Source organism: Desulfovibrio piger, from assembly GCF_900116045.1.
GTDB classification, from domain to species: domain Bacteria; phylum Desulfobacterota; class Desulfovibrionia; order Desulfovibrionales; family Desulfovibrionaceae; genus Desulfovibrio; species Desulfovibrio piger_A.
On the sequence record NZ_LT630450.1, the window covers coordinates 57,628 to 82,529 of the forward strand.

At 64.9% G+C, this 24,902-nt stretch carries 24 protein-coding genes, 2 tRNA genes and 1 riboswitch; of the genes, 17 read left to right on the top strand and 9 right to left on the bottom strand.

The window, feature by feature from the left end; all coding sequences use genetic code 11:
• Positions 1-2: 2 nt before the first annotated feature.
• The 11 genes from DESPIGER_RS00335 to DESPIGER_RS00385 all read left to right on the top strand — a co-directional run bounded on the left by DESPIGER_RS00335 (position 3) and on the right by DESPIGER_RS00385 (position 10,078).
• Entirely contained in the window at positions 3-1,382 is a 1,380-nt protein-coding gene (locus DESPIGER_RS00335; protein WP_072331565.1) for a phage tail protein, read from the top strand.
• Complete coding sequence (locus tag DESPIGER_RS00340) at positions 1,379-1,816, top strand: hypothetical protein (RefSeq protein WP_072331568.1); 438 nt, start codon at positions 1,379-1,381, stop codon at positions 1,814-1,816. The genes DESPIGER_RS00335 and DESPIGER_RS00340 overlap by 4 nt, the downstream gene beginning before the upstream one ends.
• 11 nt (positions 1,817-1,827) lie before the next feature.
• Positions 1,828-2,709, top strand: coding sequence for a hypothetical protein (locus DESPIGER_RS12730; protein WP_156831591.1), 882 nt, complete (start codon positions 1,828-1,830; stop codon positions 2,707-2,709).
• Positions 2,710-2,719: 10 nt separating this feature from the next.
• Complete coding sequence (locus DESPIGER_RS00350) at positions 2,720-3,121, top strand: hypothetical protein (protein ID WP_072331571.1); 402 nt, start codon at positions 2,720-2,722, stop codon at positions 3,119-3,121.
• 1 nt (position 3,122) lies between these two features.
• Positions 3,123-4,226 carry an SUMF1/EgtB/PvdO family nonheme iron enzyme gene (locus DESPIGER_RS00355; protein WP_231927587.1) on the top strand — a complete coding sequence of 368 codons (1,104 nt, stop codon included), beginning with the start codon at positions 3,123-3,125 and terminating at the stop codon, positions 4,224-4,226.
• A 55-nt stretch (positions 4,227-4,281) separates the two neighbouring features.
• A complete protein-coding gene (locus DESPIGER_RS00360) occupies positions 4,282-4,713 on the top strand; it encodes a four helix bundle protein (protein ID WP_231927588.1) in 432 nt (143 codons plus the stop codon).
• Positions 4,714-6,293: 1,580 nt separating this feature from the next.
• Complete coding sequence (locus DESPIGER_RS00370) at positions 6,294-7,343, top strand: reverse transcriptase/maturase family protein (RefSeq protein WP_072331576.1); 1,050 nt, start codon at positions 6,294-6,296, stop codon at positions 7,341-7,343.
• Between the two features lie 247 nt (positions 7,344-7,590).
• Positions 7,591-7,785 carry a Com family DNA-binding transcriptional regulator gene (locus tag DESPIGER_RS00375; RefSeq protein WP_072331579.1) on the top strand — a complete coding sequence of 65 codons (195 nt, stop codon included), beginning with the start codon at positions 7,591-7,593 and terminating at the stop codon, positions 7,783-7,785.
• Positions 7,754-7,933 (top strand): hypothetical protein, encoded by a 180-nt coding sequence (locus DESPIGER_RS12735; protein ID WP_006009697.1) that lies wholly within the window; start codon positions 7,754-7,756, stop codon positions 7,931-7,933. Before DESPIGER_RS00375 ends, DESPIGER_RS12735 begins: the two co-directional genes overlap by 32 nt.
• The gene (locus DESPIGER_RS00380) at positions 7,920-9,440 is read left to right on the top strand and encodes a ParB N-terminal domain-containing protein (RefSeq protein WP_072331581.1); all 1,521 of its coding nucleotides are present in this window, start codon (positions 7,920-7,922) and stop codon (positions 9,438-9,440) included. Before DESPIGER_RS12735 ends, DESPIGER_RS00380 begins: the two co-directional genes overlap by 14 nt.
• Positions 9,437-10,078, top strand: coding sequence for a class I SAM-dependent DNA methyltransferase (locus tag DESPIGER_RS00385; protein WP_072331584.1), 642 nt, complete (start codon positions 9,437-9,439; stop codon positions 10,076-10,078). Before DESPIGER_RS00380 ends, DESPIGER_RS00385 begins: the two co-directional genes overlap by 4 nt.
• A 299-nt stretch (positions 10,079-10,377) precedes the next feature.
• Here the strand turns inward: DESPIGER_RS00385 and DESPIGER_RS00390 are convergent.
• From DESPIGER_RS00390 to DESPIGER_RS00410, 5 genes are all read right to left on the bottom strand, one after another.
• Positions 10,378-10,453, bottom strand: a tRNA-Asn gene (locus DESPIGER_RS00390).
• Between the two features lie 73 nt (positions 10,454-10,526).
• Positions 10,527-10,602 (bottom strand) — tRNA-Asn (locus DESPIGER_RS00395).
• Positions 10,603-10,671: 69 nt separating this feature from the next.
• Complete coding sequence (locus tag DESPIGER_RS00400; protein ID WP_072331587.1) at positions 10,672-11,265, bottom strand: epoxyqueuosine reductase QueH; 594 nt, start codon at positions 11,263-11,265, stop codon at positions 10,672-10,674.
• A 62-nt stretch (positions 11,266-11,327) separates the two neighbouring features.
• Positions 11,328-13,850, bottom strand: a complete 2,523-nt coding sequence (locus DESPIGER_RS13105) for an Rne/Rng family ribonuclease (RefSeq protein ID WP_231927589.1) — start codon at positions 13,848-13,850, stop codon at positions 11,328-11,330.
• Between the two features lie 295 nt (positions 13,851-14,145).
• On the bottom strand, positions 14,146-14,838 hold the full coding sequence (locus DESPIGER_RS00410) for a metallophosphoesterase family protein (protein WP_072331591.1): 693 nt from the start codon (positions 14,836-14,838) through the stop codon (positions 14,146-14,148).
• Between the two features lie 71 nt (positions 14,839-14,909).
• Between DESPIGER_RS00410 and DESPIGER_RS00415 the strand changes: the two genes are divergently transcribed.
• The 6 genes from DESPIGER_RS00415 to cobI all read left to right on the top strand — a co-directional run bounded on the left by DESPIGER_RS00415 (position 14,910) and on the right by cobI (position 20,877).
• Complete coding sequence (locus tag DESPIGER_RS00415; RefSeq protein ID WP_072331594.1) at positions 14,910-15,527, top strand: 5-formyltetrahydrofolate cyclo-ligase; 618 nt, start codon at positions 14,910-14,912, stop codon at positions 15,525-15,527.
• Complete coding sequence (locus DESPIGER_RS00420) at positions 15,518-16,264, top strand: polyphenol oxidase family protein (RefSeq protein WP_072331597.1); 747 nt, start codon at positions 15,518-15,520, stop codon at positions 16,262-16,264. The genes DESPIGER_RS00415 and DESPIGER_RS00420 overlap by 10 nt, the downstream gene beginning before the upstream one ends.
• A gap of 243 nt (positions 16,265-16,507) precedes the next feature.
• Positions 16,508-16,688: riboswitch (cobalamin riboswitch) on the top strand.
• Positions 16,689-16,817: 129 nt separating this feature from the next.
• Positions 16,818-17,885 (top strand): FecCD family ABC transporter permease, encoded by a 1,068-nt coding sequence (locus tag DESPIGER_RS00425; RefSeq protein ID WP_083575223.1) that lies wholly within the window; start codon positions 16,818-16,820, stop codon positions 17,883-17,885.
• Positions 17,885-18,694, top strand: coding sequence for an ABC transporter ATP-binding protein (locus DESPIGER_RS00430; RefSeq protein ID WP_072331600.1), 810 nt, complete (start codon positions 17,885-17,887; stop codon positions 18,692-18,694). The genes DESPIGER_RS00425 and DESPIGER_RS00430 overlap by 1 nt, the downstream gene beginning before the upstream one ends.
• On the top strand, positions 18,684-19,631 hold the full coding sequence (locus tag DESPIGER_RS00435; RefSeq protein ID WP_072331603.1) for an ABC transporter substrate-binding protein: 948 nt from the start codon (positions 18,684-18,686) through the stop codon (positions 19,629-19,631). The genes DESPIGER_RS00430 and DESPIGER_RS00435 overlap by 11 nt, the downstream gene beginning before the upstream one ends.
• A gap of 511 nt (positions 19,632-20,142) precedes the next feature.
• A complete protein-coding gene (cobI, locus tag DESPIGER_RS00440; protein ID WP_083575224.1) occupies positions 20,143-20,877 on the top strand; it encodes a precorrin-2 C(20)-methyltransferase in 735 nt (244 codons plus the stop codon).
• 354 nt (positions 20,878-21,231) lie between these two features.
• On the opposite strand, the gene hypE is transcribed toward cobI, so the two are convergent.
• From hypE to DESPIGER_RS00460, 4 genes are all read right to left on the bottom strand, one after another.
• Positions 21,232-22,239, bottom strand: a complete 1,008-nt coding sequence (gene hypE / locus DESPIGER_RS00445; RefSeq protein WP_072331606.1) for a hydrogenase expression/formation protein HypE — start codon at positions 22,237-22,239, stop codon at positions 21,232-21,234.
• A 163-nt stretch (positions 22,240-22,402) separates the two neighbouring features.
• The gene (gene hypD, locus DESPIGER_RS00450; RefSeq protein WP_072331609.1) at positions 22,403-23,494 is read right to left on the bottom strand and encodes a hydrogenase formation protein HypD; all 1,092 of its coding nucleotides are present in this window, start codon (positions 23,492-23,494) and stop codon (positions 22,403-22,405) included.
• Positions 23,495-23,506: 12 nt separating this feature from the next.
• Positions 23,507-24,559, bottom strand: coding sequence for an N-acetyl-gamma-glutamyl-phosphate reductase (argC, locus tag DESPIGER_RS00455; protein WP_072331612.1), 1,053 nt, complete (start codon positions 24,557-24,559; stop codon positions 23,507-23,509).
• Between the two features lie 11 nt (positions 24,560-24,570).
• The gene (locus tag DESPIGER_RS00460) at positions 24,571-24,867 is read right to left on the bottom strand and encodes a DUF1844 domain-containing protein (protein WP_072331615.1); all 297 of its coding nucleotides are present in this window, start codon (positions 24,865-24,867) and stop codon (positions 24,571-24,573) included.
• Positions 24,868-24,902: the final 35 nt, after the last annotated feature.

Consider the following 24,902-nt stretch of genomic DNA (forward strand, 5'->3'; position numbering starts at 1 on the left):
CCATGGCAAGCCCGTTCTGGCAATATTTCCATGACAAGCTGAACTGGCCCGCCATCTTCCGTCCCGGCCCTGTATCGGCGCTGGCGAAGGGGCTGGCGCTGTATATGGATGACGTGCGGGAGGACATCTTGTGGCTTCGCCGTCAGTGGAACCCGGTCACGGCTGACGATGAAAGGATAGCCGCCTACGGGGCCAGCCGGGGCATTTTGCGCACACGCTATGACACGGACGAAAGCTACCGCCTGCGCGTGGTCAACGCCTTTGCCTGGCACAAGCTGGGCGGCAAGGTTCAGGGGCTGGTGCGGATTCTGGCGGAAAACGGCTTTGCGGGCGCGGTCATCGTACCGGTGAACGACGTGCGCCGCCATGACGCGGCATTGTCCCACAACGGAGCAGCCACCTACAATGACGGCCTGTGCTGGGCACAGTTTGACGTGAAGCTGGTGGAAATCCCGGAACAGGGGCTGAACGCGGACATTCTGGCCTGGTTCCGCTGGCTGGTGAACGAATACAAGCCCGCGCGTTCCATCCTGCGGGCCATGTCCTGGAAAACCAGCTTTGAAGACGAAACGGCTTTCACGGAAGCGGACGGCGTATGGCTTGCCGTCAAGCCTGAGTATGAAGACCGGCGCAAGTGGGGCTTTCCGCTGCATGACGGTTCCATCCGGTATGACAACGGCCTGTTCCGGGCGCATGACGGGCGTCTGTTCCATGACGGGGACGCCCCGTACACGCGCTGGGAACCTTTTGGCCATCTGCATGATGCCCGGCTTGAGAGTCTGGACGTGGCCGTGCGGCCCGTCATGGTGGACACGGTGCGTTATACGCCGCTGCACAACGGGGCGCTGCTTTATGACGGACAGGGTCGTCACGGCACGCTTGAGACTCCCGCCGTGGATACCCTGAACACGCGGCTTTCCGCCTTCTGCCGGGACGGCGTGAACGTGCGGGAAGAGGTGGAAACGCGTCTGGAAGTATCCGTCCTTGACGAAGTGGGCCGCTATCACGACGGCGGCATTTCCCACGGGCAGCGCTATGTCAGCCTGCGCAACGGAGCCTTTTTCCATGACGGTTCCCGCCCGCGCGGCCAGTTTGGCGGACGCACGGACTTTTCCGGTCTGCGCCACGACCGGCGCGCCCTGCATGACGGCACGGCCCTGCATCATCTGTGGGGCTGGCTGCCCACGGCGGGGGAACGCGCTCCCGTCTTCACCTATGCCACGCTGTCCGACGTATGCGCCGTTGCCGTGAGCACGGCGGGCATGGAGGACGCTTTCACACTGACGGAGGACGTGACCGTGCGGGTGCTGCGCTACACGCTGCATGACGGTACGGCCTTCCACAACAGCGGGCCGCGCTACGGCGGCAAGGAGCTTGTATGAATTTCAGAGACGAAGCCCGGCTGCGGGGCGTTTTCGACATCCGCGTCATCAAGGCGGGGCGGGAAATCGAACATTACCGGGATGAAAACATGATTATGAGCAGCGCGCGGGACGCGCTGGCCCGGCTTATTGGCGGGGCCGGTTCGGGAAAAACGGTAACAAAAATCGGCGTGGGCACCAACGGCAACGGCCCGACGCCGGACGACAAGGGACTGACCGGGGCCTACTCCAAGCCTGTGTCGGGCTGCACCTATCCGGCCACGGGGGAAGCCTGCTTCGCCTTCACCATCGGCGCGGGCGAAGCCAACGGCAAGAGCATTCGTGAGTTCGGCCTGCTCTGTTCGGACGGGACGCTGTTCGCCCGCAAGACGCGCGGCGTCATCGAGAAGGCGGACGACATTGAAATCACGGGGACCTGGACCATCAAATTCTAAGGCGGTGAATTATGGCGAATCTGAAAGAAACAGCGCAGTGGGAAGACGGTATCTACCGCATCGAGCTTACGGACCCCGTGGTGGGCGGGGAAGACGGGATAGACAATATCCAGGCAAAGCAGCTCGGCAACCGTACATTATACCTGAAAAAGAAACTGGAAGGAATGGAAGGCACGGTGGACGGCTATGCGCCGGACATGCAGGAAGCGCTCTTTGCCGGTCTGAAGCTGGGGCTTGACCTGGGCGCGCTGGCCATGAAGGAGCACGAACAGACCAGGCTCACGCGCTTTCAGGAACTCCGGGCGACAGTCAAAAACCGGGGCGTCAAGTCGGGCGTGACCCTTTCCAAAAGTTCCACGGCCACACGCAACATCAGTTGCAGCGACGGCGTGGTGTTCATGAACGGACGGGAATACCCGGTGGCCAACCAGACCAACACGGCCAGCGTGGCCAGCAATACCACGGAGAAGTCTGGCGTGGTCATCATCTATATGTTCCAGACCGAGGCGGGGATCATCGACGTGGCGGCCACGACGCTGAACGGCCCCATGCCGGATGGGGCCATAGAACTTGCCCGCGCCACGGTTCCGGCGGGGAACACGGAAGAAAACGACCCGTATCTGGAAAGCGTCACCATCACGGACAGCGCGCGCCGTGAACCGGGCTGGCCGAACATTCAGAAAGCGCCCGCCACGGTGTCCGTGGCGCTGAACCGCACACTGCCGGACGCGGACTATCAGGTCATGCCGGAAATCCTGTCCTGCGCGGGCGGCGGGCATCAGGCCGGGGAAGCGCGCGTGCGCGACAAGCTGAAAAACGGCTTCAAGCTGACGGTGAACGGCACGGCGGACGATGTGGACGTGCGTCTGCTGGTGGCCCATCCGGCCATATAAGGAGGAAGATATGCAGATGGAAAAGAAAGGCTCCGGGCCGTGGCCCGGCGTGGAAGTGGACGGCGTGAACGTCACGCTGACGGTGGGTGACAATGCCCTGTCTTTTGACTGCGCAGCGTTGCAGGAAGACGGACAGGTGACGGTGGACGTGGTGCGCGGGCATGACGGCGGGCTTGCCGTGGGCGTGGAAAACGGCACGGAGTATGTGGCCAACCTGATAATCCCTCCGGCGCATTATGAGGACGTTCCGCTGCCGGTCACGCTGGAAGAGCCGGATCTGCCGGAAGACCTTGACCCGGCCTGCATCACGCCCGCGCCGACCACGGAAAGCGTGCGCGTGCAGCTTTGCGCCGCCGGCATGGAAGCCGTGCGGCTGATTCTGTGGACTGTAACCGACAACATGGAGGCATAACATGGCGACCATCATCACGAAAGATAGCCTGCGTTCCAGCGTGGAAGCGGCCACGGGCGGCCTGTGCACGGTACTGTATGACGATGCTGGGCATCCCAGCTTCATGCGCCGCATCCCGAAAATGCGGATTGAGGACCTGTATCCCGACCTGGGCCTGACGGGTACGCATCCGGCCTTCATCGTCAACGGCGTCGAGAAGTCGGAACTTTTCATCGGCATGTATCCGGCGTCGCTGGTGGACAGCTACGCGGTGAGCCTGCCCGGTATGGACCCGGCCAACACGCTGAACTTCGACAGCGCGGTGACGTACTGCAAGAACAAGGGCACGGGCTGGCACCTGATGACCAACGCGGAATGGGCGCTGCTGGGTGCGCTGGGCATCAAGACGGGGTTCCAGCCGCGCGGCAACACCTACTGGGGCCAGCACCACGAAGCCAAGCACGAGACCGGTACGCTTGCCCCCGGAGCCAGTGAGCTGGGTGTCATTAACGACGATTTGCACGGACGCACGCTGACCGGCTCCGGGCCTGTGAGCTGGCGGCATGACAACAGTCCTGCGGGGATCGCGGACCTTGTGGGTAATGTGTGGGAGTGGACTGGCGGTATGCGTCTGAACGCCGGGGAAATCAACATCATCAAGGATAACGATGCGGCGGCCCATGACGTGGACATGAGCGCGGACAGCAGTGCCTGGAAGGCCATTCTGCAGAACGGCACGCTGGCCACGCCCGGCACGGCGGATACACTGAAATATGACGCCGTGGGTGGCAACGGCACAGGTGCGGTCAAGCTGAATAAGACCATCACCAGCCAGTACCCCAGTTCTGACACCACGGCATCGTCTTCCTGCGCCTTTAAGTCCATGACGGCGGAAAGCAGCGTCACGGTGCCTGCCCTGCTGAAACTGCTCTCTCTGTATCCCGTGGACACGACCAATCCTGTGGGTTCCATCTGGATGCGGAACAGCGCTGCGATTTGGCGTTGCGCGGCGGCAATGACTACGATAGCAGCGGCGCGGGCCTTTTTGGCCTCGGTGTCAGGGACACTCGTACGCTCCGCAGTAGGGATGTGGGGTTCCGTCCCGCTTTTATCCTGTAATTCCTGATACTTGAATCCTGAATCCCTGACCTTGCCATCATATATGGAAAAAATTGCGGGATATGCTATTAACCCTTACCGGCGAAGCCGGTCGCAATTTTTTTTGTAAAAAGGATATCCGTGCCATGACTGAATCCGTTGAAGGCGGCCTCATTCTGCAACAGAAATGGGAAGACCTTTCCGTCTATCTCTTTTCCTGCGTGCTGCGGGATATGCCGAAAAACGACCGGTTCACACTGGGGGCGGATATCCGGGCGACTGTCTGGGAAGTGGAAGCGGCCCTGGTGCAGCTTTCGCTCCGAGCCGGAAACCGTTGGGTTTTACTCAACACGGTGGACGTGAAGGCAAAAGTCCTTCTGGCTATGATACGGCTGGGAATCCGCGTCGGAGCAATCCCGGAAAAGCGGTATGAGCCGATAGCTGCCCGTCTGGTGGAAATCGGAAAAATTGTCGGTGGCCTCAAGAAAACGGGCGGGGAACGCCCGCGCCGCTGACAGGGAACGACCCGGATATGCTGCGATTTGGCGTTGCGCGGCGGCAGATACAATAATGGCAGCGGCGCGGGCCTTTTTGGCCTCAATCTGAATAACAATCGGACCAATCGCAATAGGAATGTGGGGTTCCGTCCCGCTCTCGCCCCAAAGCGTCAGATGCCCGGTGGTCACGGCCTCCGGGACGGTACAGGGGCAAAAGGGGGTTCGTTTCCTCCCCGATGCGAAGCGGGGAAATAACAGCGCTCCCGTGCGGCAAGTAGGCGACGAACGCGGCGCGGGAGCCCATTTTTTGATAAGAAAGTTGACGGTTAAAAACCGCCAGCAGGGAACAGCCCGGATATGCCACTTTCTGGCGTTGCGCGGCGGCAATTACAACAATAGCAGCGGCGCGGGCCTTTTTGGCCTCAATGTCAGAAACACTCGTACGCTCCGCAATAGGGATGTGGGGTTCCGTCCCGCTTTCGCTCCGAGTCGTCGGAAGCCCGGAGGCTACGGCTTCCGGGACGGTACAGGAGCAAAAGGGGGCTGTTTCCTCCCCGGTGCGAAGCGGGGAAACAACAGCGCTCCCGTGCGGCAAGTAGGTGACGAACGCGGCGCGGGAGCCCATTTTTTGACAAGAAAGTTGACGGTTCAAAGCCGCCAGCAGGGAACAGCCCGGATATGCCACTTTCTGGCGTTGCGCGGCGGCGCTTACTACAATAGCAGCGGCGCGGGCCTTTTTGGCCTTTCTCTCCCGTTTGGTAGAGGATATGTACGCCAGACTGTGGGGTTCCGTCCCGCTCTCGCCCCAAGTCGTCAGATGCCCGGCGGTCACGGCTTCCGGGACGGTACAGGGGTAAAAGGGGGCTGTTTCCTCCCCCGGTGCAAGGTGGGGAAACAACAGCACTCCCGTGCGGCAAGTAGGTGACGAACGCGGCGCGGGAGCCCATTTTTTGACAAGAAAGTTGGCGGTGTATGCCGTTGACGGGGAACGGCCTGGATATGGAGCGCCTGGCGTTGCGCGGCGGCTATTTCGGGCATGGCGTAGGCGCGGGCCTTTTTGGCCTCCGCCTCGCGTCGTTTCGGGATTTTCACGCGCCGTCTGTGGGGTTCCGTCCCGCTCTCGCCCCAAGTCGTCAGATGCCCGGCGGTCACGGCTTCCGGGACGGTACAGGGGTAAAAGGGGGCTGTTTCCTCCCCGGTGCAAGGTGGGGAAACAACAGCGCTCCCGTGCGGCAAGTAGGTGATGAACGCGGCGCGGGAGTTCTGTTTGTGTAATAAGGATGTTGGCGGCATACAGCCGTCAAAGGGGAACGATCCGGCTTGTCTCGGTGTGGCGTTGCGCGGCGGCAGCTACAATCGTAGTTCCGGCGCGGGCCTTTTTGGCCTTGACCTTGAATGCTACCGTAGCAACCGCAATAGACGTGTGGGGTTCCGTCCCGCTTTCGCTCCGAGTCGTCGGAAGCCCGGAGGCTACGGCTTCCGGGACGGTACAGGAGCAAAAGGGGATCGTTTCCTCCCCGGTGCGAAGCGGGGAAACAGCAGCCTCCCCGCGCGGCAAGTAGGCAACGAACGCGGCGCGGGGAATCTGGGGAAGACAGATGCCGAAGACTGCCCGTCATCTATGGGAACATGTGCTGGAGTGGGAGAACCTGCTTACAGCGGCCAAAGAGGCTTCGCGGGGTAAGCGCTACCGAAACGAGGTCATGCTGTTCAACGTCCGTCTTGAGGAAAACCTGCTGCGGATTAGGGAATGCCTGCGCGCCAAGGAATGGAGACCAGGGCCGTTTCGGGCTTTTGAAGTCTTTGAACCTAAGCGCCGCTTAGTTCATGCGCCTTGTTTTGCGGATCGAGTAGTGCATCACGCCCTGGTGCAGGTTATTGGACCATGCTTTGAACGACGCTTTATTGCTCAGAGCTTCGCCTGCCGTGTCGGCAAAGGAACTCACGCCGCCAGCGACTACCTTTCTTCCATGTTACGCTCGGCAGAGGCCAGATGGGGCGGCGTGTACGTCCTCAAGGCGGACGTGACCAAGTATTTCTACTCCATCGACCATGACATACTGTTGCGCATCGTATCCCGTACCATAGGGGACCCAGATGTGCTCAACGTGTTGCGCGTTCTGGTAAAGGAAGCCGACTGTATCGAGGGGAACCGGGGCTTGCCGCTGGGGGCGCTGACAAGTCAGTTACTTGCCAACGTGTACCTGGATCAACTCGACCATTTCATCAAGGATACGCTGGGAGTACGCTATTATGTGCGGTATATGGATGACTTCATTCTGCTGCACGGAGACAAAACGGAGCTGTGGCGGCTGTTGGCGGAAATCCGGGACTTCCTGGCCTGCGAGCTGCATTTGACCCTGAACAACAAGACACGGGTATTCCCGGCCTCCCACGGCGTGGATTTTGCCGGATACCGGCACTTTTCAGGCTACAAGCTACCGCGCAAGCGAAACGTGCGCCGGGCAAGAAAAAAGTTTGCGGGCCTGTCGAGATGCTACGCGGATGGACGCGTAGATATAGACACCGTGCGTTGCTGCGTCGCGTCCTTTACGGGATACATGCGGCATTGCAAGGGATGGAAGAGTGCGGAAAGCACCTTGAACAGCCTGATTTTAGTAAAAAACAGTGAAAAAGACAAGGAATAACGGGCGAAAATCCTTCGCATGGAGCGCGCTGTTTCCGGGCTTTGCGCAGATTTTTCCGGCATAGTGAGGGCTGACAGAGGCGGGGGCGCAGCAACGCCCCCACCGGCGGGCTTGGGAGAAGCCCACCACGGCCCCACAAGCGGAGAAAGGCCGCTTGCAGAGTATCCGCCTGTCGTGTCTGTCCACGCGGGACAAGGCATGGTCTAGCACGGCGGAACGCATGGGGCAACCGCTGGAAACGTTGAAAATGCAGGAAAAGAAGGAAATCCGCTGTGGTCATTGCAACAAGCTGCTGGGCAAAGGAACCGCCCGCGACCTGGAAATAAAGTGCCCCCGTTGTGGCACGCTGAATCATCTGAGGGACATGATCCCCCGCTCCGAGCCGTCCGACGGCCTGAACGGAGCGTTTTATGCTGATTCCGAAAAAGAAATCGGAAACTGAAACCATCATCATTGTTGGTCCCTACCGTATCCCGGTCAAGCGCGAGGCTTTCAGAAAGTGGGAAGCGGAGCTTATGACCGGAGCTGGCTTCACCGACAGGGAAATCAAGGCCGAAATCCTGCGGAGGCTGGGGTATGAACAGAATTGAACTGTTGCCCGTTTCCGCCCTGCGTCCCGCCCTGTATAATCCCCGCGAGGCCGACGCGGAACGCCTGGAACTGGTGCGGCTCTCCCTGCGCAAGCTGGGCTTCCTGCTGCCGCTGGTGGCGACTACGGACGGGGAAATTCTCTCCGGCCATCAGCGGCACGCCGTGGCCGTGGACATGGGAGCCGCCCGCGTGCCCGTGCTGCGTGTGGACGTGCCGGAAAAAAGGCGTCGCGGCATCAATATCCTGTTCAACAGGGCTACCAATGATATAGCCGTACAGGACACCGAACGAGACATGAGCGCGGCCCTGCGCGGGGCTGACGTTCATTCCTTGGCCGAAAAACTGCCGGACATTTCCCCGGACAGCCCGGCATTCTTCCCCTGCATGGCCGCTGAGATGCGGGAAGTCTCGCCTCTTGCCCGATGCAACGTGTCCCGTTTCGTGCGTCATGCCGCCAATGTAGGCCGGATGCTGGCGCGGCTCGGCGTCCATCTGCCCATCGTGACCACGCCGGACGGCACGGTCATCAACGGCGTGGGCAGGCTGGAAGCCGCTGCCCGAAAGGGACGGAAGGAAATAGCCGTGGTCACGCTGGATGAAGACCGGGCGGAACTGGCCCGCGCCATGCTGAACCTTTTGAGCATGGACTTCCGCTTCACGGGGGACAATGCCGATTTTCTGCGCTACGGCGCGTTCCGGCGGAAATGGCTGCATCGCACCTATCTTGGTCGAGCATTCGTGCTGCCGGTGTACCGGCACAAGCGGCTTTCCGACGTGCGGCTGGATGCCGCTTTCATGGAAAAATGGAAGGCCGCCTGCGGGGAAAGCGTGCTGGACTTCGGTTCGGGACAGGGCGACGAAGCTCGGATGCTCCGGCACGCAGGCATCCGCGTGACGGAGTTTGAGCCGTATCCCGCTGACGGTGACACGGTAAACAGGGAAAAGGGGCGCGCTTCGGCCATGGGCTTTCTTTCCGCCGTGCGGGCTGGTACGCCATTCAGCGCCATTTTCGTTTCCAGCGTGTTGAACAGCGTGCCGTTCCCGGAGGACAGAGAGCATATTCTGCGCATCGTGGCGGCCCTGTGCACCCCGGAAACACTGGTATGCGCGGCGGCACGCGGTACGAAAAGCAGTTCCTGGAGCTGGTTCACGGAGGGCGAAGCTCTGAGCCAGAGAGCATCTAGGGCGTGCAATTTCCCGCTGAACATGGAAAAAGGCGTTATTCTGGGGGATATAGCCACGGCTCCCAAGGCGCAGAAGTTCTTTGAGGAAGCGGAATGGCTGGAATTGTGGAGCAGGTATTTCGGCTCCGTGGAAGCCGGATTGTCCGACGGCATGGTGACGGTTCGCTGTCGCAGGCCACTGGCATGGCATCCGCGAGAACTGGCGGAAAGCCTGCGCTTTGAGTTCGATCTGCCGTACCCGGACGGCCAGCGCATGGGCCTTGTCCGGCTGGCGCTCAAGTCGTTTTCCCAACGGCTGGGGCTGGACCTGGAGGGCGTATGAGCCAGGGGCACGACTGGACGTTCCACGGCTTTGCCGGAGAGTTTGACGGGCATGTCCGGGAGCAACTGCCTTGGTATGAGCTGGCAAGCGCCGCCATGGGCCTGATAGCCCGGCAATACATCCCGAAGGAAGGCAAGGTCTATGACCTTGGCGCGTCCACGGGCAACGTGGGCCGCGTGCTGGCACCCACGCTTGAGGCGCGCTGTGCGCGGCTGACGGCTCTGGATGAATGCCCGGATATGGTGGAGGCATACAACGCTCCTGGACGGGCGCTGCGGGCCGATATAACGCGGTTCGACTACAAGCCCTTCGACGTGGCTGTGGCTTTTCTGGTGTTCATGTTTCTTGCCGTGCCCGCCCGGAGAAAGCTGCTGGCCCGCCTGCGGCAGCAGCTACGCCCCGGCGGGGCCATCATCATCTTTGACAAGCTGGTGCCGCCCGGCGGCTATCCGGCCACGGTCCTGGCAAGGCTGACCTGGGCTTCCAAGCTGGACCAGGGCGCGGAACCCGGAGCCGTGGTCAGAAAGGAGCTCTCCCTGTCGGGAATCCAGCGACCGCTTTATCCCGGAGAGCTGGGCGAAGATGCCGTGGAGGTATTCAGGTTCGGGGACTTCGCGGGCTGGATTATTGAGGGCTGAAAAATGGGCGTGGTTTTGTGTATGTTTTGACACACAGCCCGCGCCCCTAAAATCTTCATTCAAAAAACGTGCCAAAGCATAAAAAATGCTCTGGCACGTTCTCATTTCTCTTGCGGAAGATTCTCATTTCTCTTGCGCCTTCACAGGGGCAGTGAAATTTTTCCCTGCCCGTCCAGAGACGGAACAATTTTTACAAAAAACGTCCCCGCTCCCTTTCAAGCCGCGCTGGCGGCCTCCGTAACAAAAAAGGCATACAAACGGAAAAAGCCCTTGCGATTTCTCGCAAGGGCTTGATCGTCTGGCTCCCCGAGACGGACTTGAACCGCCAACCTAGTGATTAACAGTCACCCGCTCTGCCGATTGAGCTATCGGGGATCATGGGATGCTTTGCCGCAGTGATGGGGAAAATAAGGGCTTGCGCTTGCCGCGCAAGCCCTGAAGTCCTTTGTGGCTCCCCGAGACGGACTTGAACCGCCAACCTAGTGATTAACAGTCACCCGCTCTGCCGATTGAGCTATCGGGGAGTGCTGCAAAAGCAACGAAAGTCTTTCTACGGAAAACAGGTCCGTCCGTCAAGCGGAAAAATCATTTTTTCAGGATTTTTTTATCAGGCGCTGCAATTTTTTGTCATAGCGCTCGGCTTCGCTGTACACACAGCCGCAATAGGGCTGGCGGTACACGCCCCATTCCCTGGAAAGATCGATGCCCGCCTGCCAGTCGGTACGGAAGTCGCGGTAGACGAAGCGGGGCCCCCGGCTCAGGGGAGCGTCCTCCGCCGCCGCGGCATGTTCCCCGGCGGCCCGGATGACGTCGTGCGGCTGATAGCGGGAGTAGAGCAGGCTGCTGCTCACATGGGCGTAGCCGTTGGCATGGGCATAGGCCACGGCGGCCTGCATGCGGCTGCCGCAGCACCAGGCACAGCGCTGCGGGGGCAGGTCGCGGCCGGCCACGGAGCGCAGCCAGGCCACCAGATCCCAGGTGTCGTCCTGACAGATGAGCCCGATGCCCAGGCGGGCGGCGCATTCCTCGGCGGCCTCGCGGCGGCGCAGGTATTCCGTCAGGGGCTGGATGTTGGGGTTCATGTACCAGGCCGTGACCGTGAAGCCCTCGTCCTGCAGGCGTTTGACCGGCATGATGGAGCAGGGGCCGCAGCAGATGTGCAGCAGCAGGCTGCGTTCGCCTTTCACGGGTTCAAAAACAGGGGCCTGCCCCGAAGGGCAGGCCGCGGACGTTTCGACAGGGGCGTCCGTTACGGACGGATGCTGATTTCCAGACATTTGCCAAAGTCCTGTTCCATGTCGCGCAGGCTGTCGCGCTTGTGATTGAGCAGATAGAGGCCCAGTTCCCGCGTGGTCTCGAAGACGTACTTGTCGCCGCCGTGGGTCCGCAGGGCACGGCGCATCTCGCGCAGGGCCTGCAGGGCCTGCCATTCAAGGTTGCGCCGCTGGCCCGTGCCGCCGCAGAAGGGGCAGGGCTCCATGGTGATGGAAAGGGCCGAGGAGCCCGTGCGCTGGCGCACCAGCTCCAGCAGGCCGAAGGAACTCATGCGGCCTACGTCGTGGCGGGCGCGGTCGTTCTTCATGGCCGTGCGCAGGGTCTTTTCCACTTCCAGCACATGTTTCTTGTCGCGCATCTCGATGAAATCGATGACCACCTGGCCGCCGATGTCGCGCAGCTTGAGCTGGCGGGCGATGGCTTCGGCGGCTTCCATATTGGTGCGGTGGGCCATGGACTCGAAATTGACCTTGCCGGAGATCTTGCCGGAGTTGATGTCCACGGCCATGAGGGCCTCGGTCTGGTCGAAGACCAGGCGGCCGCCCGAAGGCAGGGTGACCTCGCGGGAATAGATCTGGTCCAGCTGGCGGCGCAGGCTGAAACGCTCCCACAGGGGCATGCGCACGTCGGTATGCAGGCGCACCAGCTCCTTCTTGCGGGGGAAGAGCAGGGAGACGGTCTCGCGGATGCTGTCGGCCACTTCCTCGTTGTCCACCCAGATCTCGCAGACATCATCGGTCAGGTAATCGCGCACGGCCCGCTGGGGCAGGCCCGGCTCCTGATAGATGAGGGCCGGGGCCGAGACTTCGGTGGCCTTCTTGCGGATGTCCTTCCAGACGCGCTTGAGGTACTGGAGATCGTTCTTGAGCGTGGTCTTGGTGGTGCCGGCGCTCACGGTACGCACGATGACGCCCAGGCCCTGGCCGGGATCGATGCCGTTCATCATCTCGCGCAGGCGGGTGCGTTCTTCATCGCTGTCCACCTTGCGGGAGACGCCGATCTGCTCCTGTCCCGGGGTCAGCACCAGAAAGCGGCCCGCCAGCGACAGCCAGGTGGTGAGGAAGGCGCCCTTGTTGCCGGTGGGTTCCTTGACCACCTGCACCAGCACTTCCTGGCCGGGCTTGAGCACTTTCTGGATGGGCGGGAACTTTTTCCCCTTGCTGGGCTCGTGATGGGCCAGCCAGTATTCGGGATGGATCTCGTCGATCTGCAGGAAGCCGTTCTTGCCCGCGCCGTAGCTCACGAAGGCAGCCTGCAGGTTGGTGTCGATATTGTGGATGATGCCCTTGTAGATATTGCCCTTGAGCTTGCGCTGATGGAACATGTCCAGATAATATTCCTGCAGACGGCCTTCCTCGGCGATGGCCACTTCCACCTGTTCACCGGGCAGCACGCTGATGAACATGCGCCGCTTGCCCGCGGCCACCTTGGCCTTGACCGCGGCCGCGCGCACGCTGCCCTTCTTGGGGGCCTCGCTGTCCTCACCGCGACGGCGGAGACGGGCGGGGGCGCTCTCCAGGCTTTCCACATCGCCGGTGGCGGCCTGCCACAGCTCCTCGTCACTGGCACCGTCGGGCAGGCCGGCAGGGGCCGCCGCTCCGGCGGTATCGTCCGCCTCGCTGCCGGCGGCTTCGGCATTTTCCGCCTGGGCATCACGATTCTTGCGGTTGCGCCCGCGTCCGCCGCGACGGCCGCGACGGCTCTTGCGGCGGGGCTGGTCATCACCGTCTTCCTGGGCGCCGCTGTCGGCGGCCGTTTCGGTGTCCTCCGCGGCGGGAGCGGCTTCCGCGTCGTCCGTGCGCGGGGCGGCCACTGCGGCAGGAGCGGCAGGCGTCCCGCCATCAGGCATCACGGGCATCGCGGCGGCTTCGGCAGGCAGGGGAACGGGCTGCCCGTCAGCGGGAAGGGCCGCAGCCGCTTCAGCGGCCTGGTCACCGGTCCCGGCAGGAGCGGTTTCGTCCTGCGGGCTCACGGCTTCGGGAGATTTTTTGCGGGGGGCACGCTGGCGGCGCTGGGCACCGGGCGAACGGCGGGTACCGCGACGGGGCGCGGCGTGCTGTCCGCCGTCGGTATCGGCGGGCGTTTCGGCGGCTTCAGGGGCCGGGGCCTGGTCTGGCTCCCGGGCGGTTCCGGTGCCGGGCGCGGCCTGCGCAGCGGATGCCTCTTCTCCGGCCGAGGCTTCGGGAGCGGCTTCGGGGGCCGGGCTTTCGGCGGCAGGGGCCGTGGCCTTGCGGCGGCTGGTCCGGCGGGCGGGCTTGCGGGGCGCGGCGGCCACGGCATCGTCAGCGGGTTGTGCATCGCCGCTGTCCGTGACGGCTTGTTCCGCAGGGGCATCCGTGCTCGTGGCGGCCGTCAGCGTGGCCGTTTCTTCCGTGGCAGGGGCGGCCTTGGCGCGCGAAGTGCGGCGGGTGGTACGGCGTTTGGGGGTGGGGGTTGCTTCAGCGACATCGGAGGACTCGGCCGCGTCGGACACGGCCGGTGTGTTTTCCTGGGTCATAAATATCCTTTTGGACCGCCAGAGGCGGCGAAATTTGTCAGCCGTCATCCCGGCTGAAGGAACGGCCGGGCATCCGGCAAAAGCCGGAGGGCGCGTCCGTGAGCGGACACGGGCCCGGGGATGCCCGGAAGGGGCAGGACACGGGGGATGGCAGGAGAAAACGCCCGTCACGGGACGGCGTTTTCCTGGCGGCCGGAACAGCCGCCGGAGGGGCAACGTCAGAAAGCGCGGTACCGGGCCGCGCCATGACGGGCGGGATCAGACTGTCTGTCCCCCGCGGAAGCGCCTGGCTTCGCTAATCACAATTTTCAAGGACGCGCAGCTCCACGGATAGCTTGCCGCCGCAGGAACGCAGCAGCACATAGCCGCCCTGGGCCAGAGCGCCCGGATTCACCACGATGGTGCGGCCCACCCTGTCCACGGCGCGCGCTTCGTGGATATGTCCGCACAGGCAGACATCGGGCTGGGCTTCTTCAAGGAATTCGCGCACGGCAGTAGAGCCCACATGGATATTGCCCGGGATGACGTCGCAGGCGCTGTCCTTGGGCGGATTGTGCGAAACCAGCACGGTGTGGGGGTACTTGCGGGCCTTCTGCCAGCTGCTTTCCAGCCAGCCGGCGAAGGTGGATTCAGGAAACTCGCTGGGCGTGCCGAAAGGCGTGAACGTGGAGGCTCCGATGCCGAAGATGGCCGTATCGGGCGTGAGTTCGTGCACCTGCGTGTGCAGGTTGCAGCCCAGGCCGCTCAGCCATTCGTCCACTTCGGGCCGGTCCATGTTGCCTATCTGGGCCCAGATGCGGGGATTGTGCGCCCGCAGAACGTCCATGACCAGCTCGGCCTGCTTGACGCCGCCCGTGATGGTCAGGTCGCCGGTGACGATGATGCCGTCCGCCTGCGCCAGCTCGGGGATACGGGCAAACAGCCCGGGCTCGTCGTGAATGTCCCCAACGGCAATCCAGAGATGATCCTGTTCGTTGACGCTTGGCATGGCGGTGTTTCCTTTGTTATAAAGTCACTCCGCGAACTATGGCACATTTTAGCAAGGATGGAAAGACCTCCATGTCCCTTCCCCCCGATGAGCTGAAGAAGGAACTGCGCACCCGCATGCGCGGGCTGCGGCGCGGGCAGGATCCCGCCCTGGCACGGCAGCGGGCCCGCGCGGCCCAGCAGGCCCTGCTGGACTGGGACGTCTGGCAGCAGGCCGCCCGTGTGGCCCTGTATGTGGCCCTGCCGGAAGAAGTGCACACCGGCTACCTGCTGGCCGATGCCTGGCAGCGACGCGTGCGCGTCTACCTGCCCCGGGTGCGCCTGGAGCGCGGGCGCATGGATTTCGTACCCTGTGCCCGGGTAGGCGACATGGCCGCCGGCCCCTACAAGATGCTGGAACCCCATGCCGGTCTGCTGGGCATGGCGCCCCCGGTGCTGGCCCACCCCGATTTCTGCCCCGACGTGCTCATCCTGCCCGGTGTGGCCTTTGACCGCGCGGGCAACCGCCTGGGCTTCGGCGGCGGCTATTATGACCGCTTCCTGTCGGCCTTCGGCGCCCGGGGCAGCGGCCGGCGGCCCCGGCTGGTGGGCCTGTGCTATGCTTTCCAGGTGGTGGATGCGCTGCCCTCCCAGGAATGGGACCAGCCCGTGGACTGCCTGTGTACCGAAGAAGGACTCGTATGCCTGTAAGTTTCATCCCCTTTGTGTTCCCCGGCGTGGACAACGTGCGCTGCGCCTTCCAGACCCGCTGGCAGGCGGCCGGAGACGGCCCGTACGCCGGTGGCAACATCTCCCTCGCCACGGCCGATGACCGGCAGAGCGTCATCGGCAACCGCCGCGAACTGCGGGCGGCCCTGGGCCTCCGGCGCATGGCCGAACTCAACCAGGTGCACGGCGATGCCATGATCTTCGAGCCCGAGGCCGTGGAGCCCGACGCCGTTCCCCGCTGCGATGCCGACGGCATGGCCACCGCGCAGGCCGGGCTGGGGCTGGCCATCAAGACCGCCGACTGCCAGCCCATCCTGCTGGCCCACAGGAGCGGCCGTTTCGTGGCCGGCATCCATGCGGGCTGGCGCGGCAACCGCTGTGACTTTCCCGGTTCCGGGGTGCGCCGCTTCTGCGAGCATTACGGCGTGGAACCGCGCGAACTCCTGGCCGTGCGCGGCCCGAGCCTGGGCCCGGCCCGGGCGGAGTTCATCAATTTCGAGAGCGAGTGGGGCGACGCGTTCCGCCCCTGGTTCGATGCCGGGAGCCGCACCATGGACCTGTGGGGCCTGACCCGCTGGCAGCTGGAGCAGGCCGGGCTGCTGCCCCGCAACATCTACGGCATCGACCTGTGCACGGCCAGCTGCAACCGCCAGTTCTTCTCGTACCGCTGCGTGAAGGCCTCCGGCCGTCAGGCCAGCGTCATCTGGCGCCTGGACTAGGGCAGGCCGGAAGGCATGTTCGTGATGAGGGGGGAAGGGGAAAATCCTGGCTCGCGCACACGGGTTCCCCCTCCCCCTCAAGCTCCCCCATCCCCTTTCCCATGCGTTTTTCCCGGAAGGATGGGGCGTGTCGGGGCTACGGGGAAGCAGCCTCTGCCGCCGGTCTTCGCAAGAGGGGGCATCTGGGCGCTGGGGAGGGGCTCCTCCTTTTCCGTCACACGTTGACAAGCCGCGGCTCCCTGCCTAGAGTAACGCGTTCATGGTCGCCGGAACCTGCCGGCGTCAAAAGGGAATCCCGTGAAAATCGGGAGCGGACCCGCCGCCGTAAGGCCCGCAGACCAGCTTCCTTCATGTGCCACTGGCAACGGGAAGGCCGGAAGCCGGGGGCCGAGCCGGAATACCTGCCGTGGACCGTGGCCGCTGGCCGCGACCGGTATCGGCACGGGTCTTGCCGAGGGAGCAAGGGAATACGGGCCTCTTCCATTGATGGAAGAGGCTTTTTTTGTTTCCGGGCCGGAGTGCCCGGCCACGAAAGGCCATCACAGGACGGATCATGCCGGAGAACAGCCCCATTGCCAAGGATGCGCGGAGCGCGCGCCGCCGGTGCTGCTGCGTGCTGCTGGCCGTCCTCTGGTGCGCCTCCTTGCCGCTGGCCTGTCTGCCCGGGCCCGTGCCCGTGGCTGTGGCCGATGTCTGGCAGGCGCTGGGGGCCGTGGCGGGCCTGTGCCCCCCGGCGGACGGCAGCGTGCAGCTGGTGGTGGGGCAGATCCGTCTGGCCCGTGTGCTGCTGGGCCTGCTGTGCGGTGGTGCGCTGGCCGTGGCCGGAGTGGCCCTGCAGGGCGTGCTGCGCAATCCGCTGGCGGACCCCTTCACCCTGGGCATCTCCGCCGGAGCGGCCTGCGGCGCCAGCATGGCCATCGCGCTGGGCGGTACCCTGGGCATCTGGGCAGGAGGCCTTGCCGTGGGGCTTTCCGCGGCGGCCACGGTCTCCCTGTCGGCCCTGCTGGGCTCCCTGCTGGCCCTGGGCGGTGCGCTCTGGCTGGGCAGCGGGCAGGGAAGTTTCCGGCGCGAGACCGTCATCCTGGCCGGCATCGCCGTGGCGGCCTTTCTGGGCGCCGTGGTGGCCCTGGTCAAGGCCCTCAACGAAGAATCCGTCACCAGCATCGTTTTCTGGATCATGGGCAGCCTGCAGGGCCGGGGCTGGGACAGCGTCCCCCTTTTGCTGGCCACCTTGCTGCCGGGGCTGCTGGTGGTGCTGCCGGGCTGGCGCAAGCTGGACATGCTGGCCCTGGGCGACGAACAGGCCGCGCATCTGGGCCTTGCCGTGGGCCGCACACGTTTCTGGCTGCTGGCCGGCGCCAGCTGCATGACGGCCGGTTGCGTGGCCGTGGCCGGGGTCATCGGCTTCGTGGGCCTGGTGGTGCCGCATGTCCTGCGCATGCTGCTGGGCGGAGCGCACGGCCCTTTGCTCTACGGCGCCTTCCTGGGCGGCGGCATCTTGCTGGTCTGGGCGGACGTGCTGGCCCGCTGTGTGCTTTCCGGCGGACAGGAATTGCCCGTGGGCGTGGTGACGGCCCTGCTGGGCGGCCCCTTTTTCGCTTTTCTGGTGCGGAGGCGCTGATGCTGCGGGCAAAAGGCATCCGGGCGGCCTACGGCACGGACGAGATAGTGCATGGTGTGGACATCGACCTCCACCCCGGTGAGGCCGTGGCCCTGCTGGGCCCCAACGGCAGCGGCAAGACCACGCTGCTGCGGGTGCTGGCGGGCAGCCTGACGCCGACAGCGGGGTCGGTACAGGTGCAGGGGGCGGACATCCGCCGTCTTTCCCCCCGGGAACGGGCCCGCCGGGTGGCCGTGCTTTCCCAGCGCAATGCCGCGCCACAGGGCATGACCGCCCTGCAGATGGTCCTGCTGGGCCGCTATCCCTGGCTGGGCTGGTGGGGCAGCTACAGCGCCGAAGACCGGCGCATCGCCCACGAGGCCCTGGAGGAGACCGGCGCGCTGCCGCTGGCCGGACGGCAGGTGAGCGAGCTTTCCGGCGGGGAACTGCAGCGCGTGGCCCTGGCCCGGACACTGGCCCAGCAAAGCCCCGTGCTGCTGCTGGACGAGCTGGCCGCCGGTCTGGATCTGGCCCGGATGTTGGAACTTTTCGACCTGCTGGAGCGCCGCCGCCGGGCCGGTGCCGCGCTGCTGCTGGTGATGCATGACTGCAATCTGGCCGCCCAGTACGCCACACGTCTGCTGGGCCTGCGCCGGGGCCGGGTACTGTTCGACGGCCCGGTGCGCCGCTGCTTCACGGCGGAGAACCTGCGCGCCCTCTATGCCGTGGACCTGCACATCGTCCCGCACCCCCGCAACGGTCTGCCCCAGGCCCTGCCCCTGCGGCCCCGTGGCCCTGAATACCGGGAGGACTCTCCGCATGATGCCTGATTTTTGCCGCCTGCAGCAGCGCCTTATCGCTTGGGGCTTTCGTTCGGGCCTGTGGCGGGGGCTGTGTCTGGGCCTTTGCCTGCTCTGCTGCTCCGTGCCGCCCGTCCACGCGCTGGAACTGGTGGACAGCCGGGGCGTGACCCTGCGGCTGGAACGGCCCGCACAGCGGATCATCGCCCTGTACGGCGCGTTCAACGAGATATTGCTGGCCCTGGACGCCCGCGGGACCCTTGTGGCCCGCACGGCGGCCGATGCGGCCATCCCCGGCCTGCAGGACCTGCCCGCCGTGGGCACGCACATGCGTCCCAACGCGGAGCTGGTGGCGGCCCGGCGTCCCGATGTGGTGCTGCAACTGGCCGGGCGGCAGGAAGTGCTGACCCAGACCGGGGCCCTGGAGGCTGTGGGCATCCCGGTGCTGGTCTACGAGATGCAGTCCTTTGAACAGCTTTTTGCCGTGACCCGCGCTCTGGGGCGGCTCACCGGACGCGAGGCGCGCGCCGAAGCCCTGGTGGCGGACTGGCAGCGGCGTCTGGCGGCCCTGGAGCAGCGCTATGCGGGCCAGCCGCCTGTGCGCGTATTCTATGAGGTGCGCTATCCCAACCTGCTGGCTGCCGGACGCGCCAGCATCGTGGACGAGATCATCCGCCATGCCGGTGGCCGCAACGTGCTGGATGCGCCGCAAAAGCTGGTGCGCTGCAACGAAGAGATGCTGGTGGCCCTGGACCCGGAAGCCTATATCCTGCAACAGGGGCCCATGAACCCCGCGCCGCAGGCTCCGGCGGCACGTCCGCATTACCGGGGCCTCAGTGCCGTACGTTCCGGGCGTGTGCTGCTGGTGGACGAGCATCTGTTCGCCCGCCCCGGCCCCCGCTCCGTGGAGGCCGCCGAGCGGCTGGCCCGCTGGCTGCATGGCGAGGAGCAGGGCAGCGGGAAATAAGCCGGGTATTTTGTTGAGGGGGGAAGGGCCCTTTGGCCAGAGCTCAAAGGGGCCCTTCCCCCCTCAAACTCCCCCCATCCCCCAAAAGCTCTTTATTCTGGTCAGTGGGAAGACAGCAGGGGCGCAATGGGCGTTGCCGTGCCGGCGGTCTCCGCGAAGGGAGGCTGGAGCCGATCAAGGCTGCGGTTTCAGGAACGGCAAACGCCGGTCTCCGCGAGGAGCTGAAGGACGGTAGGGGCCAGGTCTCCGGGAGAAGGGAGGAAGGGCAGGGCATCATCAGGCTCCGGGGAGAGGCGTTCAGGATGCCGCAAGCCTGCTGGAGCCAAGCAGCCAGATCCCGGGGAGAGAGCGGCCGGATTTTTGAGTGGCCGTGCTTCGGACAGGCATGTTACCTGCCGGACGTGGGCCGCTCCTGAAGGGATAAGCGATGGAGGGCTGTCGTACTCTCATGTAACGGCGGCTAGCCTCGTTTTCCCTGCGGAGAGAAGAAGGAAACAGTCTGTAACCGGGCATGAGCCCGCAACGATTCGAGATGACCATGACAGGAACCCTGTACGCTGTGGGCGTGGGCCCCGGCGCTCCCGATCTGCTGACCCTGCGTGCCGTGGAGGCCTTGCGCCGGGTGGACGTGATCCTGGCGGCGGCCTCGCCGCGCAACGACTATTCGCGGGCGCTGGAGACGGCCCGTCCCCATCTGCGGCCGGACGTGCGCCTGCAACGGCTGGAATTCCCCATGACGCACGACAGGGCCACCTTGCGCGCGGCCTGGGAAAAAGCGGCGGGCATCACACGCGACGTGCTGCGGGGCGGCGAGAACGCGGCCTTCCTGACCATCGGCGACCCGCTGGTCTACAGCACGTTCGGCTATCTGCTGAAAACGCTCCGGCAGCTGGATGATTCCCTGCCGGTGGAGATCATACCGGGCATCACCTCGTTCCAGGCGGCGGCCGCGCGTACCCGCACCATTTTGTGCGAAAGCCACGAGACCCTGTGCATCATCCCCGGTATCCGGGACGAAGAGAGCCTGACCCGGACGCTGGAACAGGCCGATTCCGCCGTCATCCTCAAGGCCTACCGCAACTTCCCGGCCATCGTGTCGTCCTTGCGCCGCAGCGGTCGCCTTGAAGGCGGCCTCATGGCCAGCCATGTGGAGCAGCCCGAAGAGCGTCTGGCCCCCGTGACCGCGGTGGCTGCCGAAGAGGGCACCCCGCCGTACATGTCCCTGGTCTTGAGCCGTAAAAAATAATCCCGTCCGGCTCCCGCAAGCAGCGCGCCGCGCAGTTCTTCCTGGCGTGTATCCAGAAAACGCAGCCTCGAATCCATCCGGTGGTTGAAAAGGGGAGGGCGGACCTTCCCCCTACATGAAAAAGGACGCCATATGGCGTCCTTTTTTGTCCCGCAAAGACCGCACGGTCTCCAGTCGGAGACTTCTCCCGGTACGGGAACGAAGTCCCTTCCCGCCGGGCAGCGACGGGGACCGGCCACCCGGACCGGAACAATGTTTTTTGGAAGGGAGGGGGCGCGGGGGAGGGAGAACCTTTTGTCCACAAAAGGTTTCCCTCCTCCGCATCCCGCTTGCCTCTCCTGCAAAATACCTTGCCTAACAGATGCGCGGCAGCTGGGCGCCTTCGAGCATGCCCAGCAGGCGCTGGCCGCCGATGCGGGTACGCAGGCGCACCTGGCCGGGCTTGCCGTCCCCGGCCACGCGGCCGATGATGGCGGCTTCCTTGCCGTAGGGGCTGGCCTGCATGGCGCGCAGGGCGGCTTCGGCCTTGTCCTGGGGCAGGATGCAGATGCACTTGCCCTCATTGGCCAGATAGAGCGGATCAAGACCGAGGAAGGAGCAGCCGTTGCGCACGCTCTCGTGCACGGGCAGCAGGCTTTCCTCGATGTCGATGCAGACGGCAGACTGTTCGGCGATCTCGTTGAGGGTGGTGGCCAGACCGCCGCGGGTGGGGTCGCGCAGGACGTGGACCTCGCCGCAGGCGGTGATGATGTCGGCGATCATGTGGTTGAGGGGGGCGGAGTCCGAGGCCACGTCGGTGAGGAAGGACAGGCCTTCGCGGCTGCCCATGACGGTGAGGCCGTGATCGCCCAGGGCGCCGCTGACCAGCACGGCGTCGCCGGGACGGGCGGCGTGGCCGGAGGGCACGGGGGAGGCGAAGATCTCGCCCACGCCGGTGGTATTGATGAAGATCCTGTCGCACATGCCGCGCGGCACCACCTTGGTGTCACCGGTGACGATGTGCACGCCGGCGGTCTGCGCGGCCGCGGCCATGTCGGCCACCACGCGGTCGAGGGTGGAGAGCTCCAGGCCTTCCTCGATGATGCAGGCGCAGCTCAGGTAGCGGGGCCGGGCGCCCAGCATGGCCACGTCGTTGACCGTGCCGTGCACGGCCAGGGTGCCGATGCTGCCCCCGGCGAAAAAGAGGGGCGTGACGGTGTAGGAGTCCGTGCTCATGGCCAGCGGGCCCTTGATGTCCAGCAGGGCGGCGTCGTCCATGCGGTCCAGCAGGGGGTTGGAGAAATGGCGCATGAAGCACTGGGAGATGAGCCGTTGCGAGGCGCGTCCGCCGCTGCCTGCATCCAGCAGAATGCGATCGTCCATGATGATCCCGGTAGTCTTGGGGTTACGGCCGGGCGTCGCTGCGGCGCGGGCCGGAAAAAACGGGGAAGGTGGCCCTTCCCCGTCCGTCCAGAGGCAGGATGCTGCGGCTGCCATGCCGACCTTTTAGGGATATCGCGCGGCATGGCGGCCCGTGATCCCGCTCCTAGGCCATATACTTGAAGTAGGCCGCGCAGCTGCCTTCGGTGGAGACCATGCAGGGCCCCACGGGGCTGGCCGGGGTGCAGGCCTTGCCGAACAGGGGGCATTGCGGCGGCGTGATGCGTCCCTTGAGCACCTGCCCGCAGCGGCAGCCCGGCAGGGGCGGCACGTCCGGCAGGGTGATGTCGAGGCGCTTCATGGCGTCGAAGCGCTCATAGGCGGGCCGCAGGGCCAGACCGCTGTCCGGGATGAGGCCCAGACCGCGCCACAGGGCGTCGGACGGCATGAAGTAGGTCTCCAGCAGGGCGCGGGCGCGGGGGTTGCCCTGGTCGCTGACGGCGCGCGGGTAGGCGTTGACCACGGCCGGGGCGTCGTCGCGGCGCTGCTCGGCCATGATGCAGAGGGCCTGCAGGATGTCCACGGGCTCGAAGCCGCCCACCACGGCGGGGACGCGGTATTCCGAGGCCAGGAAGCCGTAGGGCTCCAGACCGAGGATGGTGGAGACGTGCCCCGGCAGCAAAAAGGCCTGGACACCGCAGCCGTCCTTGTCGTCCAGCAGGGCGCGCAGCACGGGCGGCACCAGCTTGTGCAGGGAAAGCACGCAGAAGTTGTCCAGCTTGCGCTGTTCGGCCAGCATGAGGGTGGCGGCCACGGTGGGCGCGGTGGTCTCGAAGCCGATGCCCAGGAAGACCACGGTGTCGCCGGGGTTGGCGGCGGCGATGTTCAGGGCGTCCAGCGGCGAGTAGACGATCTCGATGCGGGCCCCCCGGGCCTGGGCGTGCTTGAGGCTGCGGCCGCCGGGGCCGGGCACGCGCAGCAGGTCGCCGAAGGTGGCGATGATGACGCCGTCACGACCGGCCAGATCGAGGAAGGCGGCCACTTCGGCGTCATGGGTGACGCAGACGGGACAGCCCGGCCCGGACAGGTGCGTGACTTCCCTGGGCAGCAGGGAACGCAGGCCGCTCTGGAAGATGGCCACGGTATGCGTGCCGCAGACTTCCATGAAGCGCAGCTCGCGGCCGTCCAGGGCCGTTTGCAGGCGGTCCAGCAGGGCACGGCAGAGCGCGGGGTCCTGATAGGGAGAGCTCAGGGACATGGCAGGCCTCGGCTAGGGCAGCATGGGCGCGGCGTTGAGGCCGCAGTCCACGGGCAGGCCGCACATGAGGTTGGCATTGGCCAGGGCCTGGCCGGAGGCGCCGCGGCAGAGGTTGTCGATGGCCGAGACCACGATGAGGCGGTTGGTACGCGGGTCCACCACCAGGCCGAGGTCGCAGAACATGCTGCCGCGCACGAAGCGCGTCTCGGGCAGCTTGCCCTTGGGCAGCACGCGGACCCAGGGGCTCTGGGCCCAGGTCTCGCAATAGGCGGCGTGGACCTCGTCCAGGGTGGTGCCGGGCTTGCGCAGGGTGGTGTAGATGGTGGACAGGATGCCGCGCACCATGGGCACCAGATGCGGGTTGAAGGAGACGCGCACGTCGCAGCCGGCGGCGCGGCTGTATTCCTGTTCGATCTCGGGGGTGTGGCGGTGCTTGCCCAGGCCGTAGGCCCGGAAGGTGTCGTAGACCTCGCAGAACAGGGAGGGCACCACGGGCTTGCGGCCCGCGCCGGAGGTGCCGGACTTGGAGTCGATGACGATGTTGTCCGGCGAGATCAGGCCGTGCTTGAAGGCGGCGTACAGGCCCAGGATGGCCGACGAGGGATAGCAGCCGGGGTTGGCCACCAGGCGGGCCCTGGCGGTCTCGGCGGCGTAGAGCTCGGGCAGGCCGTAGACGGCCTCGGGCAGCAGCTCGCGGCGGGTGTGGGGCACATACCAGTCTTCATAGACATCGACATCACGCAGGCGGAAGTCGGCGGAAAGGTCGATGACGCGGGTCCCGGCTTCCAGCAGTTCCCCGGCCATCTCCATGGCCTTGCCGTGGGGCACGGCCAGGAAGACCAGGTCGCAGCGGCGGGCGGCTTCCCTGGCGTCGAAGATGCTGATGACCACATCGGAGCCGGGCAGGCCTTCGAGGAAGGGATAGAACTCGCCCAGGCGCAGGCCGGATTCGGTGCGGGAACAGGCCATCTCCAGTTTCATGCGGGGGTGGCTGGCCAGCAGCCGGGCCAGTTCCATGCCGGTGTACCCGGTGACGCCCACAAGACCCACTTTGAATATCTTCATCTCCCTCTCCTTTATTTGCTGTCCGGGCCGCATTTGATGACGTATTTCATGCGCAATTCGTAAAGGATGCTCTCCAGCATCTTGCGCTCCTGTTCGTCCAGCCCCTTGGTGGTCTTTTCATGCAGCATCTCCAGCATGCTGATGCTGTGCCGGGCAAGTTCCGGCTGCCGGCTGGTCCGGCCGGTCTCGGGGTCGGCCACCTCGCCCAGATGCACGAGGGCGGCGGACGCCAGGGAAAGGACGAAGGTGGAGAAGGTCACTTCCGGCAGGGGGCCCTTGCCGCCGCAGCCGCATTGGTTCTGACTCATGCTGTTCTCCTGCTGATGCGCTCCGGGGGCCGTCC